15 protein-coding genes are annotated in these 16,484 nt (G+C 66.3%); 6 read left to right on the top strand and 9 right to left on the bottom strand.

Annotated features, from left to right (window positions below; all coding sequences use genetic code 11):
* Positions 1-66 precede the first annotated feature (66 nt).
* Entirely contained in the window at positions 67-2,550 is a 2,484-nt protein-coding gene (locus AC6I6X_RS16100) for a DUF7527 domain-containing protein (RefSeq protein ID WP_497931563.1), read from the top strand.
* 12 nt (positions 2,551-2,562) lie between these two features.
* Here AC6I6X_RS16100 and AC6I6X_RS16095 read toward each other — a convergent pair whose 3' ends face one another.
* Positions 2,563-2,868, bottom strand: coding sequence for a hypothetical protein (locus AC6I6X_RS16095; protein WP_250138421.1), 306 nt, complete (start codon positions 2,866-2,868; stop codon positions 2,563-2,565).
* 259 nt (positions 2,869-3,127) lie between these two features.
* Here AC6I6X_RS16095 and AC6I6X_RS16090 point away from each other — a divergent pair, with 259 nt between their 5' ends.
* From AC6I6X_RS16090 to AC6I6X_RS16080, 3 genes are all read left to right on the top strand, one after another.
* Positions 3,128-4,492, top strand: a complete 1,365-nt coding sequence (locus AC6I6X_RS16090) for an adenylosuccinate synthase (protein WP_497931562.1) — start codon at positions 3,128-3,130, stop codon at positions 4,490-4,492.
* Between the two features lie 83 nt (positions 4,493-4,575).
* Positions 4,576-4,770 carry a methytransferase partner Trm112 gene (locus tag AC6I6X_RS16085; protein ID WP_250138423.1) on the top strand — a complete coding sequence of 65 codons (195 nt, stop codon included), beginning with the start codon at positions 4,576-4,578 and terminating at the stop codon, positions 4,768-4,770.
* A gap of 6 nt (positions 4,771-4,776) precedes the next feature.
* Positions 4,777-5,370 (top strand): DUF7524 family protein, encoded by a 594-nt coding sequence (locus AC6I6X_RS16080; protein ID WP_497931561.1) that lies wholly within the window; start codon positions 4,777-4,779, stop codon positions 5,368-5,370.
* Positions 5,371-5,380: 10 nt separating this feature from the next.
* Here AC6I6X_RS16080 and AC6I6X_RS16075 read toward each other — a convergent pair whose 3' ends face one another.
* The 4 genes from AC6I6X_RS16075 to AC6I6X_RS16060 all read right to left on the bottom strand — a co-directional run bounded on the left by AC6I6X_RS16075 (position 5,381) and on the right by AC6I6X_RS16060 (position 9,104).
* A complete protein-coding gene (locus AC6I6X_RS16075) occupies positions 5,381-6,556 on the bottom strand; it encodes a DR2241 family protein (RefSeq protein WP_497931560.1) in 1,176 nt (391 codons plus the stop codon).
* Between the two features lie 2 nt (positions 6,557-6,558).
* Positions 6,559-7,467: a CbiX/SirB N-terminal domain-containing protein gene (locus AC6I6X_RS16070; RefSeq protein WP_497931559.1), complete on the bottom strand. Its 909-nt coding sequence runs from the start codon at positions 7,465-7,467 to the stop codon at positions 6,559-6,561.
* Between the two features lie 136 nt (positions 7,468-7,603).
* Entirely contained in the window at positions 7,604-8,362 is a 759-nt protein-coding gene (gene fabG, locus AC6I6X_RS16065) for a 3-oxoacyl-ACP reductase FabG (protein ID WP_497931558.1), read from the bottom strand.
* A gap of 397 nt (positions 8,363-8,759) precedes the next feature.
* Complete coding sequence (locus tag AC6I6X_RS16060) at positions 8,760-9,104, bottom strand: BsuPI-related putative proteinase inhibitor (RefSeq protein WP_497931557.1); 345 nt, start codon at positions 9,102-9,104, stop codon at positions 8,760-8,762.
* A gap of 183 nt (positions 9,105-9,287) precedes the next feature.
* On the opposite strand from AC6I6X_RS16060, the gene AC6I6X_RS16055 reads away from it, so the two are divergent.
* Both AC6I6X_RS16055 and AC6I6X_RS16050 read left to right on the top strand, forming a co-directional pair.
* The gene (locus AC6I6X_RS16055) at positions 9,288-10,040 is read left to right on the top strand and encodes a DUF2797 domain-containing protein (RefSeq protein WP_497931556.1); all 753 of its coding nucleotides are present in this window, start codon (positions 9,288-9,290) and stop codon (positions 10,038-10,040) included.
* Positions 10,041-10,076: 36 nt separating this feature from the next.
* Positions 10,077-10,484 carry a hypothetical protein gene (locus AC6I6X_RS16050; protein ID WP_497931555.1) on the top strand — a complete coding sequence of 136 codons (408 nt, stop codon included), beginning with the start codon at positions 10,077-10,079 and terminating at the stop codon, positions 10,482-10,484.
* A 76-nt stretch (positions 10,485-10,560) separates the two neighbouring features.
* On the opposite strand, the gene AC6I6X_RS16045 is transcribed toward AC6I6X_RS16050, so the two are convergent.
* The 4 genes from AC6I6X_RS16045 to AC6I6X_RS16030 all read right to left on the bottom strand — a co-directional run bounded on the left by AC6I6X_RS16045 (position 10,561) and on the right by AC6I6X_RS16030 (position 15,965).
* Positions 10,561-11,403, bottom strand: a complete 843-nt coding sequence (locus AC6I6X_RS16045) for a phosphatase PAP2 family protein (RefSeq protein WP_497931554.1) — start codon at positions 11,401-11,403, stop codon at positions 10,561-10,563.
* Positions 11,403-13,157 carry an ABC transporter substrate-binding protein gene (locus tag AC6I6X_RS16040; protein WP_497931552.1) on the bottom strand — a complete coding sequence of 585 codons (1,755 nt, stop codon included), beginning with the start codon at positions 13,155-13,157 and terminating at the stop codon, positions 11,403-11,405. Before AC6I6X_RS16040 ends, AC6I6X_RS16045 begins: the two co-directional genes overlap by 1 nt.
* Positions 13,158-13,248: 91 nt before the next feature.
* Positions 13,249-14,112, bottom strand: coding sequence for a phosphatase PAP2 family protein (locus tag AC6I6X_RS16035; RefSeq protein WP_497931551.1), 864 nt, complete (start codon positions 14,110-14,112; stop codon positions 13,249-13,251).
* Entirely contained in the window at positions 14,112-15,965 is a 1,854-nt protein-coding gene (locus tag AC6I6X_RS16030; RefSeq protein WP_497931550.1) for an ABC transporter substrate-binding protein, read from the bottom strand. Before AC6I6X_RS16030 ends, AC6I6X_RS16035 begins: the two co-directional genes overlap by 1 nt.
* Positions 15,966-16,484 lie beyond the last annotated feature (519 nt).

The raw sequence follows: 16,484 nt of genomic DNA, 5'->3' as shown, positions 1-16,484 counted from the left end.
CCGGAATGGTCGGCGAACGGGATATCTAGGCGAAACGTATTTGGTGCGGTTCCCGCTTGTTGGCGTATGGACTCGCGCACGCAAGAGCGCGTCGAACGGTGGGACTCGCGTTCGTTCAGCGGCGGCTACGACGGTCTCTCTGATCTCGCTGCAGCGGACTTCTCGGGTGCCGTGACCGCGGGCAGAACGTGGCTGTTCATGCTCAACGGCCGTATCGTCGGTGTCGTCGACGGCGACATCGAGGACTTCGAGAACGCCTCGGGAACCCGCTACGACGCACCGCACCCGTCGCTTCCACTGCTCTCTGCGATGGAGGAACGCGGCGGCGAGACGAGAGCGAAGTACTACACCAACGAGACGCCGCTCCGGGAGGTCGATCGCACCCTCCAGGACGGATCGTTCACCGGCTACGTCGAACTGAGCGAAAACGTGCTCAGCGGCGACTACTACGCCGTCTACTACGGAGGCCGCCGGATGGCCGCCGCCTACATCGGCAACGCCGAACGGCTGATCACGGGGGACGAGGCCTTCGAACGCGCCGACGACGAGGTCGGCATCTACGAGGTGACCACCGTCGACATCGAGGTCGTCGACGTCCCGGGTACCGGCGGCACCGACTCGGCTGCCGCGACCGACACCGGCCGTGACGCGACCGACACTGGGGGTGGCACGACGACCACCGCGGCCGATACCGGCGGCCCCGGCGACGCGTCCGGGTCGACCGACGACACGTCCGCAATCGACGACACGACGTCGGCGATCGACGCGATCGACGTCGGCGACCTCGACGGGTCGACGGCCGACGCGACCGAAGACGACGCCACCGCGGATTCGTCGTCGCTGATGTCGGATATCGACCTCACCGACGATCCGGCCGGGATCACCACGACGGAGGAGACGGAAACGGAACCGACGTCTGCCGGGATTACCGACGCCGAACCGGAGTCGACGCAGAGCGCCGAGTCCGGCCCCGCGGACGACCACGGCCTCGACTCGTCCGTCGGCATCCCGGGTGTCGACGAGGCGACCGACGACGAACACGACGAGGCGGCGTCCGGGTTGCCGATCGACGAAGCCGAAGTCGAAGCCGAGATCGACAACGTCGAACCCGGGACCACGACCGAGGGGTTCGGGACGGCGTCGACCGATACCGATGACTCGACGGCCAGTCCCGATCTGGCTGAGGTCGAGGCCGCCGCCGAGGAACTCGATCGAAACGACATCTCCTGGGTCGCAGACGAGTCCGACGAGTCGGCGGGCGACGACACCGACGCGGCAGGCGCTTCGTCGGCGCCGGCGACCGAGGAGGACGACCTCGAGGAGCGATTCCAGGAGGAAGAGCAGTGGCGCGAGGCCCGGAGCATTCCGTCGATCGATCCGGACAACAGCGACACGCCCGCCTCGCCGAGGTCCGAAGCACAGTCGGCCGGCAATCCCGACGAGTCCCAGCAGGCCAGTTCGGGGGCCACCGGTCCCGATCGAGGGGCCGGAAGCGAGACGGCGACGGCGGCCGCGACGCAGGGTCGATCCGAGCAGCCGTCGGCCGGCGGGGACGCTACGGACCGGACCCAGTCGGAGGCCCAGGAACGGATCGCGGCGTTGACCGAGCGCCTACAGCAGTACGAGGAGCAACGCGACGCGCTCCGGGAGAAAGCCAAGGAACTCCAGACCGAGCGCGATCAGCTCCGATCGAAGAACCAGGAACTGGTCTCGACCGTCGAGCGACTGCGGTCGCGGATCGACGAACTCGAGACCGAACTCGATCGGGCACGGAACGCGGCCGGGTCGGCGAGCGAACCAGCCGGGACCGCCGTCGAGGCCCGGACGGAACTGCAGCCCCAGCGGGCGCTCACGGAGACGAACCTCTTCGTCAGGTACGCCTCGAAGAGCCAGCCGACGCTCGAGCGGGCTCACGGCGGCGAAGCGGATCGCGACGAGGTGGCCGGGAACCTGCGGCTCGAACACCACACCGGGTTCGACGCGGCGGACGTCGCCGTCGCCGGACAGCCCTACGAGGAGTTTCTCGCCTCGACGATGGAGTACCGGTTCGTCGACTGGCTCACGGAGATGGTGCTCTTCGAAATCAGGGACACCGGCCACGCCGACGGAATGGGTGACCTGTACGACGCCATCCCACGGATCGATCGGGCCGAGCTCCACGCGTCGATCTCGCTCGAAGACGACGACACCGAGGAGGTTCCCGACCAGGTGACGTTCGACGTCGTCGCTTACGACAAGATGGGGAACCCGCTCGTGGTCGCGAACCTCAACGATTCGCGGAGTCCGGCGACCGAGGGCATGCTCGCGGAGATGGAAGAGGCCGCGTCAGCGGTGAAGGTGAACTATCCGGATCTCGCGGCCGCGATCGTCGTCACGTCCAGTTACTTCGAACCCGGGGCGCTAGAGGTCGCGGAACAGGCGACGAGTGGCGGATTCCTCAGCCGCGGCTCGAAACTGAGCTACGTCAATCTCTCGCGAAAAGCGGGCTACCACCTGTGCCTGGTGGAGTCCCGGTCCGAGGGATTCCACATGAACGTTCCGGAACTGTAGAGGAACGACCCGTTAGCCTTCGATCTCTGCGACGTCTTCGATCTTCATCCCCTCGAGCTTGTCGACGATGTCGTCGAGTTTGCCGTCGAGTTCGTCGACGAATTCCGCGGTGCGCTCGGTCTTGATCGCACCCTGGCTGGAGGGCTCGATGAGGTTTTCCTCTTCGAGGACGCGGAGGGAGTAGCGAACCTTGTGGTGCGGGTAACCCGTCTCGTTCGACATCTTGACGATCCCGATCGGTTCGTTCTCGATAACCATCTTCAGGACCTGCAGGTGCCGTTCCAACATATCGACTTCCTTCTCAAGTCGGTCTATCATGGCATTTGTTAACTTGTCTTTGGGCCCTTTAAAAGTTACTCTCGACAACTGAGAGGACCACTCTCAACTCGAGGGTCGTTCCTGTCAGTAGTTAACGCTTCCGTTCCCGGTAACGGGTTGGCGGGGGGCGATCGGCGAGGGCGGACCTGGTGCGCGCGCTGGAGTCGCGAGGGGGTATTCACGTCCGTGTATATTCTCGATCGAGCTACCCGGCAATACCGTAATCTGTTTATCGGCCCGGCAAGAATCCGCCGCTGTTATGACCGTCACAATCGTCGGGTCCCAACTCGGCGACGAAGGCAAGGGCGGAGTCGTCGATCTGTACGGCGACGTCGCCGACGTCGTCGCTCGCTACCAGGGCGGCGACAACGCTGGCCATACCGTCGTTCACGACGGCGAGAAGTACAAGCTATCGCTCGTTCCGTCGGGCGCCGTCCGGGGAAAGGTCGGCGTGCTCGGTAACGGCTGTGTCGTCAATCCCGAGACGCTGTTCGACGAGATCGACACGCTCCGCGAACGGGGGCTCGACCCCGACGTTCGCGTGGCCGAACGCGCACACGTTATTCTCCCGTATCACCGACTGCTCGACGGCATCGAGGAAGACGAGAAGGAGGACCTCGCGGCCGGGACGACCAAGCGCGGTATCGGACCGACCTACGAGGACAAGGCCGGCCGCCGCGGCGTTCGCGTCGGCGATCTCCTCGACCCCGACGTGCTCCGGGAGCGACTCGAGTACGTCGTTCCGCAGAAGCGGGCCCTCGCCGAGGACGTCTTCGACAAAGAGACCGGCCCGGAGTTCGATGTCGACCATCTCTATGAGACCTACCGCGAGTACGGCGAGCGCCTCGCCGAGGAAGAGATGACCGTAGACTGTGGCTCGTTCCTTCAGGAGCGCGTCGACGCCGGCGACAACGTGATGCTCGAAGGCGCACAGGGGACGTCGCTCGACATCGACCACGGGGTCTACCCCTACGTCACGTCCTCGAACCCGACCGCTGGCGGCGCGGCCGTCGGGACGGGACTCGGGCCGACCGTCGTCGGCCAGGGCGAGGTCATCGGTATCGTCAAGGCCTACCTCTCGCGGGTCGGCACCGGCCCGCTCCCGACGGAACTGGGCGGCGTCGACGGCCAGACGCCGGAGTACGATTCGGAATCGGGCGCGGGCGAGGACGAGGAGGAACTGGCGACCTACATCCGCGACGAGGGTGGCGAGTACGGGACCGTGACGGGCCGTCCTCGCCGCGTCGGCTGGCTCGACATGCCGATGCTCCGCCACGCCGCCCGCGCGAACGGCTTCACCGGTCTCGCGGTCAACCACGTCGACGTCCTCGCCGGTCTCGACGAGGTCAAGGTCGGTCACAGCTACGAGTTCGACGGCGAGGAAACCTTCACCATGCCACCGACGACCGAGAAGTGGAGTCGCTGTGAGGCCACGTTCCGGACGTTCGACGGCTGGCCGGACGTCGACTGGGGTGCGGTCGCCGAGGAGGGCTACGAGGCACTCCCCGAGAACGCCCGGACCTACCTCGAGTACATCGCCGACGAACTGGACACCCCGATCTACGCGGTCGGCGTCGGCCCCGGTCGCGGAGAGACGATCGTCCTCGAGAACCCGTACGAGTAACGACGTCGTTCCCGGGCCTTCACCGCGCGATACTCTCCGTCCGATCCCGAAACCTTTTGCTGACGGCGGAAATGCTGTATACCATGAACGAGTCGTTGCTGGAGATCCTCTGTTGTCCACTAGACAAACACGACCTGGAACTCGAAGACGCCGAATACGACGACGACGAAGTCGTCGCGGGTGACCTCGTCTGCACCGAGTGCGGCGAGCGCTACCCGATCGACGACGGCATTCCGAACCTGCTGCCGCCGGACATGCGCGAAGAAACCCCGGCCTGATCGATCGTGTCTCCCCTCGACGTCACCATTCACGTCAATCGCGGGTCCACCGACGCCGTCCTGGAGACTGACGTGGATTCCGTCGAGACCTGCGAACCGATCGAACTCGTGCTCCACGGCCACGAGACGCCGGCTCACGTCCACTGTCGGCTGGACGAGCGCCTCGATCGCATCGCGTCGATCCCGCAGTCGAACTACTACGTCGAACCGGACGACGTCACGCCCGTCCCGATCAACGTCGACGTCGACGACATCGACGATCCGGTCAGGGGAACGCTCGAGATCGTCGGCGGCTACGGCGCCGAATCGGTTTCGATCGACGTCATCATCACGCCCGGCCCACCACAGGTCGACGTCGACGACTCGCTCGCCGACCCGACCCGCTCGGACCCGGAGCCGACGCCGATCGAACGCGCGGTGACCGGCGTCTCGGCGCTGATCGACATCGAACTGGGGACGATCGCGGTCGTCGCGCTCGGCCTCGTCGCGATCGCGATCGCGACCGCGACGGCGGCGTCGATCGGCGGTCCCGTCGCGTTCGGCGGCCTCGCGATCGTCGTCGGCGGGGTCGGCGTGGGGCTCGGCCTCCTGTTGCGCTAGCCGATCGCGGCTACTCGTCGACCTCGCGAGCCGCGAGTGAGCCCTCCTCGTCGAAGCGCTTCGCCCGGAGATAGCGCGCGCGATACCGGTTGGCACCGTCGTAGACGTCCGCCTCGCGGATCTCGTCGGTGCGTCCCTCCGCGACGGCGTCGATCAGTTCCGTCAGCTGGTTCAGTTCGCTCGGGGTCAACTCGAGTTCGTAGGTCCGTTCCGTTTCGGACTCGAGGACGGTCCACTTGCGGGCGGCGGCGACGACGAGCGAGCAGGGTTCCCGGCAGGGGAACGGGCCGTCACCACCGTCGGAGTCCAGTTCGTCGCCCGCCTCGTACTCCCACTCCCGCCGGCGGAGGCACTGCGAATCGACGCAACAGGCCTCGGCCATCCAGTCGACGGCCTCCCGTGGGAGTTCGTCGATGACGTCGTAGATGCCGCTCTGGCGCTCGGCGGTCTCGAGCCAGTGGTCGACGTCGAGTTCCCCCCGCAGTTCGCGGTGCCAGTTGGCGATCGTGGCCGGATAGAAGAACTCGATCGTCTCCACCAGTTCTCCGCCCGAGAGGCCGGTAAAGGCCCACCCCGAGACCAGCGTCGGAGCGGTCTTCAGCGGCCGGTACCGATCGTCGGCGTCGGCGGTCGCGATCTCGCGGGCGTCCCGCGGATCGTCGTACACCTCGAGGGCCCCGAGGTCGGTGTCGGCGTCGTCGACGTGCCAGAGGTCGTAGACGCGTTCGCCGGCGGGTTCCTCGCCCGCGTCGCTCTCGACGAGACGGGCCGTCACGCAGAGTTCGCCCCACTCGCGATCGAGGCCGTCCCGGAGCAACTCGTACCGCTCCGGAACGGGACGCGTCTCGACGTCGTCGGGCGCGTGAGGGTGGTCGCCGCTCCCGACCGTGTCGTCGTCCTCGACGGCGGCGATCGGGGCCCGCTCGCACCACCGGAGGAACGCCCGACGGGCCGTCTCCTCGCCGCCGACCGTCTCCTGCCAGTACCGCCAGTTCGTCACGTACTCCTCGACCGTCTCGAGGGCGTCGCGAAGACCTTCCTCGTCGAGTCCGCGCCAGTCGCCGTCGGGTGTCTCGAGGACGTACCCCTCGTCGCCTCGTTCGAGGTGGAGACCGTCGAACGCGATCGCGCCCTCCGCCTCGACGGTTTCACGGAGTCCGTCGAAGTCGGCCGTCGCCACGGTCACGGTCAGTCCCCCGCCTCTGCGCCGGCGTTCGGATCTCGATCGCCGTCCGGACCGGCGACGCTCGCGGCGTCCTGGATCAGGTCGCGGGCGTCGCCGACGTCGGCACCGGCGTCAGCGGCCCGTTCGAGGATGACCTCGGCCATCAGTTGCTCCGTGCCGACGGCGCCGGCGTACCAGATCCGGTGACCGTCGACGTCGGCGGGGACCTCCCAGCCCAGTCGGTAGTCCTCGGTCAGGCCCATGTCTTCGGGGATGTCTTCCTGGGTGTGGTAGCCGTCCGCGACGAACAGCGGGACGACGACCACGTCGTCGCTCTCGAAGTAGTCGGTGACGTCGTCGACCTCCGGCTCCTCGTCCATGAACAGGGCCTTCACCTCGTCGAAGCGATCGCGATCGCGGATCCGTTCGGTGTGGTACTCGATCGCCTTCGCGGAGTTTTCGTTCCGCTCGGTACCGTGGCCGACGACGGCGAGTCCGACCCCCTCGCCGACGTCCGGATCGCCCGTCACGCTCTCGGCCCGCTGGACGATGACGTCCGTCATCGCGTCGTGGGTCCCGGTCGGGCCGCAGTAGTGGATCGTCTTGTCGACGTCCGTCGCCTCGAGCGTGACCTGCGAGGCGTCGGTACCGTCCGAGTCCCACAGGTCCGGGTCCCACTCCTCGAGTCGGAGTTCGCGGGGAATGACCTGCTCGGTGAAGTAGCCCTCGCTGATAAACAGCGGGACGACGAACACCTCGTCGGACTCGAGGGTCCGGATCACCTCGCGGAAGTGGGGTTCTTCCTTCCAGAACGCCTCCCGGACCTCGTCGAACGCGCCCGTCTCGCGGACCGCGTCCGCGTGGGCGTACGTCGGGTCCGAGGCGTCCGGGTTCAGGTGCGAGCCGTGCGCCGCGATGACCAGCGCTTGCATAGGCGGGCGTTAGGATGGGGACGGTTTAGTGACTTCGCTGGCGGCCCGCGTCGCCGCTATAGTAGCCACTGACACTGTTTCCACATCGATCGGTCAGTCGTCGTGCGATCGAGTGGGCACTGACTGTCAGTGGCTACTATAGATCGACACCGCCGTTGATGTCGATCACTTCGCCCGTGATGTACGACGACTCCCGGCTCGCGAGGTACCGGACGAGACCGGCGATCTCCTCGGGTTCGGCGAACCGCTCGAGCGGGACGTCCGATCGGATCCGTTCTTTGATCTCCTCGGGAATCGCCTCGACCATCGACGTCCGGGTGAATCCCGGCGCGACGCAGTTGGCGGTCGATCCCCACTCCGCGAGTTCCAGCGCGAGCGATCGCGTGAAGCCGAACAGGCCGCTCTTGGCGGCCGCGTAGTTCGCCTGTCCGACGTTGCCCTGTTTGCCGATCACGCTCGAAACGGTGATCAGTCGCCCTTCGTCGGCCGATCGGACGTCGTCGTAGAAGACCTTCGTGGTGTTGAACGCGCCGTGGAGCGAGACGTCGACGACGCGGCGCCAGTCCTCGACGGTCATGTCGTCGAACGTCCGATCGACGTTGATCCCCGCGTTGGTGACGACGACGTCCAGGTCGCCGACCGCCTCGCGGACCCCGGTCCGCATCTCCTCGACCGCATCGAAGTCGGCGACGTCAGCCTGTGCGGGGTAGCCCCGCCCGTCGCCGTCGGCCTCGTCGATCCGGTCGGCGACCTCGTGAGCGGCCGCCTCCGAGGACCGATAGTTGACGACGACGTCCGCGCCCCGCCGGCCCAGTTCGATCGCGATCGCGCGGCCGATGCCTCGCGATCCGCCGGTCACGAGACAGGCTCGATCGGAGAGCGTCGGGTCAGTCATCGTCGATCGCGCCTCCGCGGCCCGCTCGATCGCGATCGACGGTTCGGTTCGCCCGCCGGAGTCCCGTTCCGCGATCAGGTTCGTCCATAGCCGTCCTCCGTTCGTGCCACGAGGCCCGTTCGCGACAGTGCGTCGATGATCGGCAACAGCGCGAGTTTCGACAGGTCGAGGTCGCGCCGTTCGCGTCGAGGGAGACGAACACGAGTTTCAACCGTGCCGTGTCGAGCGCCGCGAGAGCCGACGACTGGGGTTTCGATCGTTGCATCCTGTAGAACGGCCAACGAATCCGCGTATATAATTTAGGAATAGAACAACTCGATTCAAAACGGGCGAATAGTTTGTACTCGGCCGATTCAGCGTCCGGAGACAGCGGACACAGGAGGAGTCGTGAGAGCGGTCAGACCGTGAACTCGGTCTGCGCTTTGCAGGTTGCGTTCTGTGCTTCGAGTTCGGCAACAGCGGTGTAGGTACCGGGCCGGGGATCGGTCCACTCGCCGTCGTAGGTCGCCGTTTCGTCCGGTGCGAGCCGGTCCGATCCGAGGACCTGTGCGAACATGCGGCCGTCGGTGAACCGCCAGACCTCCTGCCCGTCGGCCCGGACCGCGAAGTCGGCCCTGCGGGCGTCAGAAAACTGCAGCTCGACCGGGTCCGCGCCGGCGTTGGTGACCGAAAACGTGAACGCGACCGTCCCGTCTTCTGCGTCCGCCGATACCTGCACGTCGAGGTCGCCCTCCAGTTCCATGCGCGGGCATTGTCGCCGCCGGTTATAATTCTTCGCCCGTGGGACGTAAAAATCGCCCCGGTCCGGGACCGTGATCGACGAGACGGGCAGTACCATCGGACTCGTCGGGTCTCGGATCGCACTCGTCGATCCGTGACGCCGGAGAACGCACAGTATTTCAGGTGGGGGATCCTACCCGCAGTCGTGCAACTGGTCGGCTACGAACCGAGCGCCAGGGGGGCCGCGGTGCTCGTGAGCGACGGCGAGACCGTCGACCGCCGCCCGCTCGATCCGGGGACGACCCTCTCGTACACGCTGGGATCGCGCCACTGCGCCGGCGTCGTCGACGGCGACGGACACGTCTCCTGTGACCGCCCCGCCACGCCCTACTGCGACTATCACACCAGCACGTGGGTGTGCGCCCGCTGTACGGGCACCTGCCTGAAAGACGAGATGGACTGCTACGAGGAGCACGCGGTCTACGTCGCGGCGTTCGCGCCGGACACGTTCAAGGTCGGCGTCACCAAGCACCGGCGACTCGAGACCCGCCTGCGCGAGCAGGGGGCCGATCGAGCGGCCCACGTTCACACCGTCTCGAACGGCCGCGTCGCCCGAGAGATCGAGGCCGAGATCGCCACCCGGCTCGTCGATCGGGTCCGGACCGACGCGAAAATCGCGTCCCTCGCGAGTACGGTCGACGAGGACGCCTGGCGCGACGCCCTCTCCGAGTTCGACGTCATCGATGAGTACGCGTTCGACTACGGGATCGACTGCGACACCCGGCCGGTCCGGGAGACGATGGCGGCGGGGACGGTCGTCGGCGTGAAGGGACGCCTCCTCGTGCTCGAGCGGACCGGCACGACCTACGCGGTGGACATGCGGGATCTCGTGGGCTACGAACTCGAGGACGGAGCGACGGATCGGCGGCTTCAGTCGTCGCTGGGATCGTTCGGCTAGCCCGTCGATCGGCCGCTCGCGGAATCGACTCGAGACATGGCAACCCTTTTCCCCGGCCGAGAAGAACCCGGAGGTATGACGGACGACAGCGAAGCCAACGGCGAAGCGGACGACGGAGAGGGCGAGGAGAAATCCTTCCGAGAGCGAGTCGAAGAGATCCGCGAGAAGCGCGCCGAGGAGGGCGAAGGCGAGGGCGAACCGCCGGAGAGCCCGTTCGGCGGCGGTGGCGGGCCCGGCATGGGCGGCGGCGGCAACCCGTTCGCCCAGATGATGGGCGGCATGATGGGCGGCGGCCCCGGCGGCATGGGCGGCGGCCCCGGCGGCCGCGGACAGGAGGAGAGCGGCAACGAGGAACTCGTCCGCGAGGTCCGTCAACTCCGCGACGAGATGCGCGACCAGACCCGCGCCCTCAAGCGCATCGCCGACGCGCTCGAGGACCAGTAAGGCCGTCCCGTTTTCCAGTTCTCCCCGGTTTCCAGCGACGCGTTCGGCGATCGCGGCCGATCGCCACCCTGGCGGTTCAACCCCGCCGAAGCACCGCGACCCAGTTCTCGACGTCGACGCGCTCGGACAGCGACCACCGCCCCACGAGGAAGCCCGCGGCGTCGACGCTGAGGTAGGCCAGTCCGATCCCCGCGACGACGTCGGTCGCCCAGTGGATGCCGAGGTACATCGTCGAGATGGCGATACAGATCCCGAGCGCGATCGCGACGACGGCCCACTTCGGGTAGATGGCTCGCGTTCGGTACGCGAGGAACGCGACCGTCGCCGACAGCGACGTGTGGAGCGACGGAAAGACGTTCGTGTTGCGGTTGACCTGTCGCGTGAGGTGCTGGTACTCGGGGTAGGTGTCGTACAGCAGCGCCTGGACGAGTTCGGGCATCATGTTCCGTGGCCCGTAGGCGATGACGAACGTGTACAGCAGGAGACCGATCGCGTAGTTGAGCGTGTAGGCCGCCAGCAGTTCCCGGAGGGGCCTGGTGTTCGAGAGTGCGAAGTACGCGACCACCGGAAAGACGAGCAGGAAGACGTAGCCGTAGATGTACGTGAACGAAAAGAAGGCCGTCACGGACGGCGAGGCGTACGACTGCAGCCACGGGATGAACTGGCCCTCGATGTCGTAGATGGTCCAGGTCGCGTTCCACCCGATCATCCACGAGAGTTCGGGGACGACGCGTCTCGCGACGCTGTTGAACAACAAGACGAGCGCGAGGACGAGCGTGACCGGCACGGCCGCTCGAACCCGATCCGGCCACTCCGTGCGGGTAGCGCGGAGTCGATAGCGGCCGACGATGACGGCGACCCCGATGACGATCATCGCTGTCACGACCACGGCGAGCCGCGTGAGTACCTGCGTAAGCATCAGTGTCTCACCCGGAGTTGGTTGTCCGCGTCGTACCTGAAGCCCGCCTCCTCGAAGGCCGATCGCGCCGCGGCGACGTCGACCTCCCCCTCGGACCCGAGAAACGGCGTCTCTGGATCCTCGCCGTCCCACGCGAGGGAATCGGGCGTCCACTCGTCGGTCACCGGGGTCGCGGTCGGCGCGGCGTAGCCGTCGAACACCTCGTCGACGAGCCACGCCTTGTCGATCAGCGACGCGACGACGCGCCGGAATTGCGGGTTGGAGAACGGCGCCTTGCGCGCGTTGAACCCGAGGAGATAGACGGACCAGGACGGCGACTCGAGCAATCGGGTGTCCTCGGTATCGGTGACGTCGTCGAGGACGTACGTTTCGAGTGTGGTGCTCGTGACGTCCGCCGCGTCGGTCTGGACGAGTTCGATCGCCGACGTGCTGCGGGGATCGATCTGGATCCGTAGCGTCTCGACGGTCGGTTCGGGCAACGCGACGTCCGCCCGACGCGTGAAGTGGTCGTCGAACCGCGCCAGGGTCACGAAGTCGCGCTCGGCGCGGGTGTCGAACTGGAACGGGCCGCTCCCGATCGGCGGCCAGTTGTCCGTGACGACGGCCTCGGTCGTCCCCTCTGCGGTCCGGACGCCGGGAACGTCCGCCGCGGCCGATCGGGGCTCCCAGACGTGTTTCGGCAGGATCGGGACGGTCAGTACGCGTTCGGCGACGGACCGGTTGGTCGCGACGGAGAACTCGAGTCGGGACGATTCCACGACCTCGACCGCGTCGACAGCGCTGACGAGGCCGCGATACCGCGGCGATGGGGCCGGCGTCTCGCGCTCGCCAAGGGCGGTGTCCTCGAGGAACCGGTAGGTGAACGCCACGTCTTCAGCGGTCAGCGACGCGCCGTCGTGGAACCGACAGTCGTCCCGAAGCGTCACTGTGAGCGTCCCGTCGTCCCACTCCCAGGCGTCGGCCAGCCACGGGATCAGGTCGCCGTCGCGGTCTGTTGCCAGCGAGTCGTACAGCAGGTCGGTGAACGGATCCCGCTCGCGGTATGCGGCCATGAGCGGGTTCGCGTTCTGCGAGAGGCGGGCGTCGGTGTGGACGGCCCGAAGCCGGTCCACGTCCGGTTCCGGATCAAGGCCGAGATAGCTGCGTCCCCTTGCAAGGTGGCCCTCGTTCCAGCCGTCGAACCGATCGGTCCGGACGAGACGGTGTTCCTCGGGGATGCAGATCGGGACGAACGGCTGTTCGCGGGCGACCGCTTCGAGCAGGTCCGTCACCGCGTCCCTCCGCTCGTCCGCGGCGACCGTCCGCTGGGCCTCGAGCAGGTCGTCGACGCGGAGGTTCGCGTACCCGAACGGGTTCTGCCAGCCGGACTCGTCGGCGTACACCGAGTGAAGCGCCTCGTAGAGAAAGTCGGGGTCGGTGCCGCCGGGGTGGTTGCCGACGTAGACGTCGAACTCGTGGTTGACCAGGATCGCCCGGAGGAACTCCTCGTTCGATCGCATCTCGATCGAAACGTCGATGCCGACGGTCTCGAGCACGGCGGCGAGTTCCCGTGCGAGCCTGATGCTCTCCCGGTCCCCGTCGGCGGGGACGGTCGTGATCGTGAGCGACAAGTGGTCGAGATCGTCCCGGTTGACGGTGCTACGGACCTGGCGAACGCAGCCACTAGTCGTGACCGTCAGTCCACCCGTCGTCGCCAGCAGCGCTCGTCGGCTGAGTTGCCCGCCGTCGTTCCGGGCGGGTCGTCTCTCGGTCATTTCGGTCAGTAGTTGCACTTCGCAGGTGGTGATATAACAGTATTGTGTTGGCTCGTGGCGGGATCGATCGGCCGAACCAACCTGCAGGTTGTCAGGATCGATCGGTCAGTCGGGCGGTCGCCGCCTCCCAGATACCGGCGAGCCTGGCCCGAAGTCGCGTCGGCACCCCCTGGTCGACGAGACGCTCGGCCATGACGACGGAGAACGCCGCGAGGACGAGCCCGCCGACGACGTCGATCGCCCAGTGGATACCGAGGTACATCGTCGAGATGACGACGCTGACCGCGAGGAGGAGCGCGACGGGGAACCACCGCCGATACTCCCTCCGGGTCCGGTAGGCGAAGATGGCGACCGTCGTGGCGAGCGACGTGTGCAACGAGGGGAAGACGTTAACGTTCCGGTTGACCTCCTGGGTGAGGAACTTGTACTGGGGATTGTTGTCGTACAGCATCGTCTCGGAGACCAGTTCGGGCATGTAGTTTCGCGGCCCGTACGCGAAGATGAGAATGTAGAGGACGACGCCGATCGCGTAGTTGAGCGAGTAGGCCGTCAACAGCCGCCGGAACGGCCGCGTGTCCGAGAGCGCGAAGTACGCGACGATGGGGAACACCAGCAGGAACGTGTAGCCGTAGACGTACACGAGCGAGAAGTACGTCGTCAGTTCCGGGAAGGCGATATCCTGGAAGATCAGTACGAACTTCCCCTCGGTCTCGAAGAAAGTCGCGGACATGCGGATCCCGATCTCCTTGGAGATCGCCGGCCCGGCCTGCCGCATCACGCGGTTCATTCCCAGTACGACGAGTAACACGGCGATGACCGGGGCGCTCGTCCGAAGCCGGGACCGCCACTCTCGGCGGGTCGTTACGAGCCGATCCCGTCCGATGAAGACGGCGATCGAGAGCACCAGCATGACCGCGACGGCAGCGAGGACCCGCGCCAACACTTCGGCGAGCATCAGTATTGTTTCAGTAACCGGCCCGCGTCGTCGTACCGGTAGCCGGTCACCTCGAGGAACCGTTCTCGCGCCGTCTCGACGTCGAGGTCGCCGTCGGAGCCGACGAACGGGACCACGGGATCGACGTCGTCTTCGTCGGTCCACGCGAGGCTGTGGTCGTCCGGAACCCACTCGCCGGTCACCGGCGTGGCGAGCGGCGAGGCGTAGCCGTCGAACACGGTCTCGACAAGGTACTGCTTGTCGATCAGGCGGGCGATCGCGCGACGGACGTGGCGGTCGCCGAACGGCGACCGGCGCGCGTTGAACCCGACGTGGTAGAACATCCGCGAGGGGGACTCGATCTGGGAAACCCCCTGCTCGTCGGGGATGTTCGCGATCGAACTCGCCCCGAGCATCGTGGCCGTGACGTCGGCGCCGCCGCTCAGAACGCGTTCGACGGAGGACTTGCTTCCGGGATCGACGGTGAACCGGATCTCCTCGACGGTGGGTTCGGGGAGGTCGACGTCGGCCCGGCGCGTGAAGTGGTCGTCGAACCGTTCGAGCGTGAGGTGCTCGCGATTTTCGTGGTCCGCGTACTGGTACGGTCCGCTTCCGGTCGGTGGGATGTTGTTCATCGTGACGAGCCCCCACTCGGCCTGGGACGCCTCGAAGTCGTCGCCATCGGCACGATCGACGACCTGATCGCGCCAGCGGTGTTCCGGCAGGACCGGGGCGGTAAGCGCCCGTTCCCCGACCTCCGTCCCGGTCGACGTCGTGATCGTCAGCTGGTGGCGGCCGTCGATCTCGACCCTGTCGATCGCCGAGGCGTGGCCCCGGTACCGCGGTGCCGGCGACGGGACGTCGGCCAGCCCCAGCGACGTGTCCGCGAGGAACTCGTAGGTGAACTTGACGTCTCTGGCGGTGACTTCCTCGCGTTCGTCCTCCCAGGCGATATCGTCTTCGTCCTCGTCCTCGTCCTCGTCGTCGCCGTTCTGGTCGTGGAAGAAACAACCCTCACGAAGCGTGACCGTCGCCGTCGCGGATCCGTCCTCGACCTCGATCCACTCGACGTCCTCGGCCAGCCACGGGATCGGTTCGCCGTCGCGTTCGGTCAACAGCGAGTCGTACAGCAGGTCGATCGTCGTCCCGCGCTCGCGAAGCGTCGCCGAGAGCGGGTTGACGTTCCGGGACATACGGGAGTCGGTGACCAGGGCGTGGAGTTGCTCCGTGTCCCCCTGTGGGTCGAGCCCCAGGTAGCCCGAGCGCGTCGCGAGGTGGCCGTCCTCCCAGCCATCGAATCGATCGGTTCTGGCGATCCGGATCTCGTCCGGGACGCAGATCGGGACGAACGGCTGCCGGCGTGCGATCGCCTCGAGCAGGTCCGTCACTACCGCTGTTCGCTCTTCACCATCGGTCTGGCGCTGTTTCTCGAGGAGGTCGTCGATGCGGGGATCCGAAAACCTGAACGGGTTCTGCCAGCCGTCCTCGTTCGCGTTCGCGTACGCAGAGTGGAGGGCCTCGTAGAGGAAGTCGGGATCGTAGTCGGCGGGGTGGCGGCCGACGTAAACGTCGTAATCGTGCTCGATCAGCACGGTTTCCAGAAACTCGGATCGGGACCGCATCTCGACGGAGACGTCGATCCCGACCGCCTCGAGGTTCTCCTGGAGGTGGGTGGCGATCTGGACGTTTTCCCTGTCGCCGTCCGCGGGGACTGTCAGGATGGAGAGCGAGAATTGCTTCGCTCCCGCGTCGTCGACGACGCTCCGAACGCGATCGATACAGCCGCTGGTAGAGAGGGCGAGGCCGGCTGCGCCAGCGGCCAGGACCGATCGTCGACTGACACCGTCGACGGGGTTGCTTGGATTTCGATTCATTCCAGTGTATCCCACTGATTCGCATTTGATATATAACAATTTTGTGTCCTACGCACGAACATGGGGCAGGGAGTGTATTTCCGGGTATCTATCTATGCGGGACGTTGACGCACGTTCGGAGTCAATCTCATATGCCGACTGTCTCCGCGATACTACTTAATTACCGGCACCGAACGGTGACCGGATCGAGCTCGCCAACGGCGACACGAACTCCACGTCACCGGAACGATAGTCGCAACTGAAAGTCAAGGCACACCTGATCGCAGGACTGCTGTGCGATCAGTGTGTCACTCGTTTCGGGTGCTACGACAATCGGATCGCGGTCCGTCGGCCCGGGAGATTCGAGTTACGGATCGATTATCGTAGCCACTGAAAATCGATGCATACCTGATCGCAGGACTGCCGTGCGATCGGTGTGTCACTCGTTTCAGTGGCTACTATAGGACCGCTGATCGCCCTCCGACGTGGGTCGACGGTGCGGACTCGGTTCGAGGACGCTGAAAGCGGTACGCCGGGGTC

Source organism: Halosolutus sp. YCN4 (assembly GCF_059736495.1).
The sequence above is the reverse complement of the archived record's forward strand: the minus strand, read 5'-3'. Positions and strand labels throughout refer to the sequence as shown.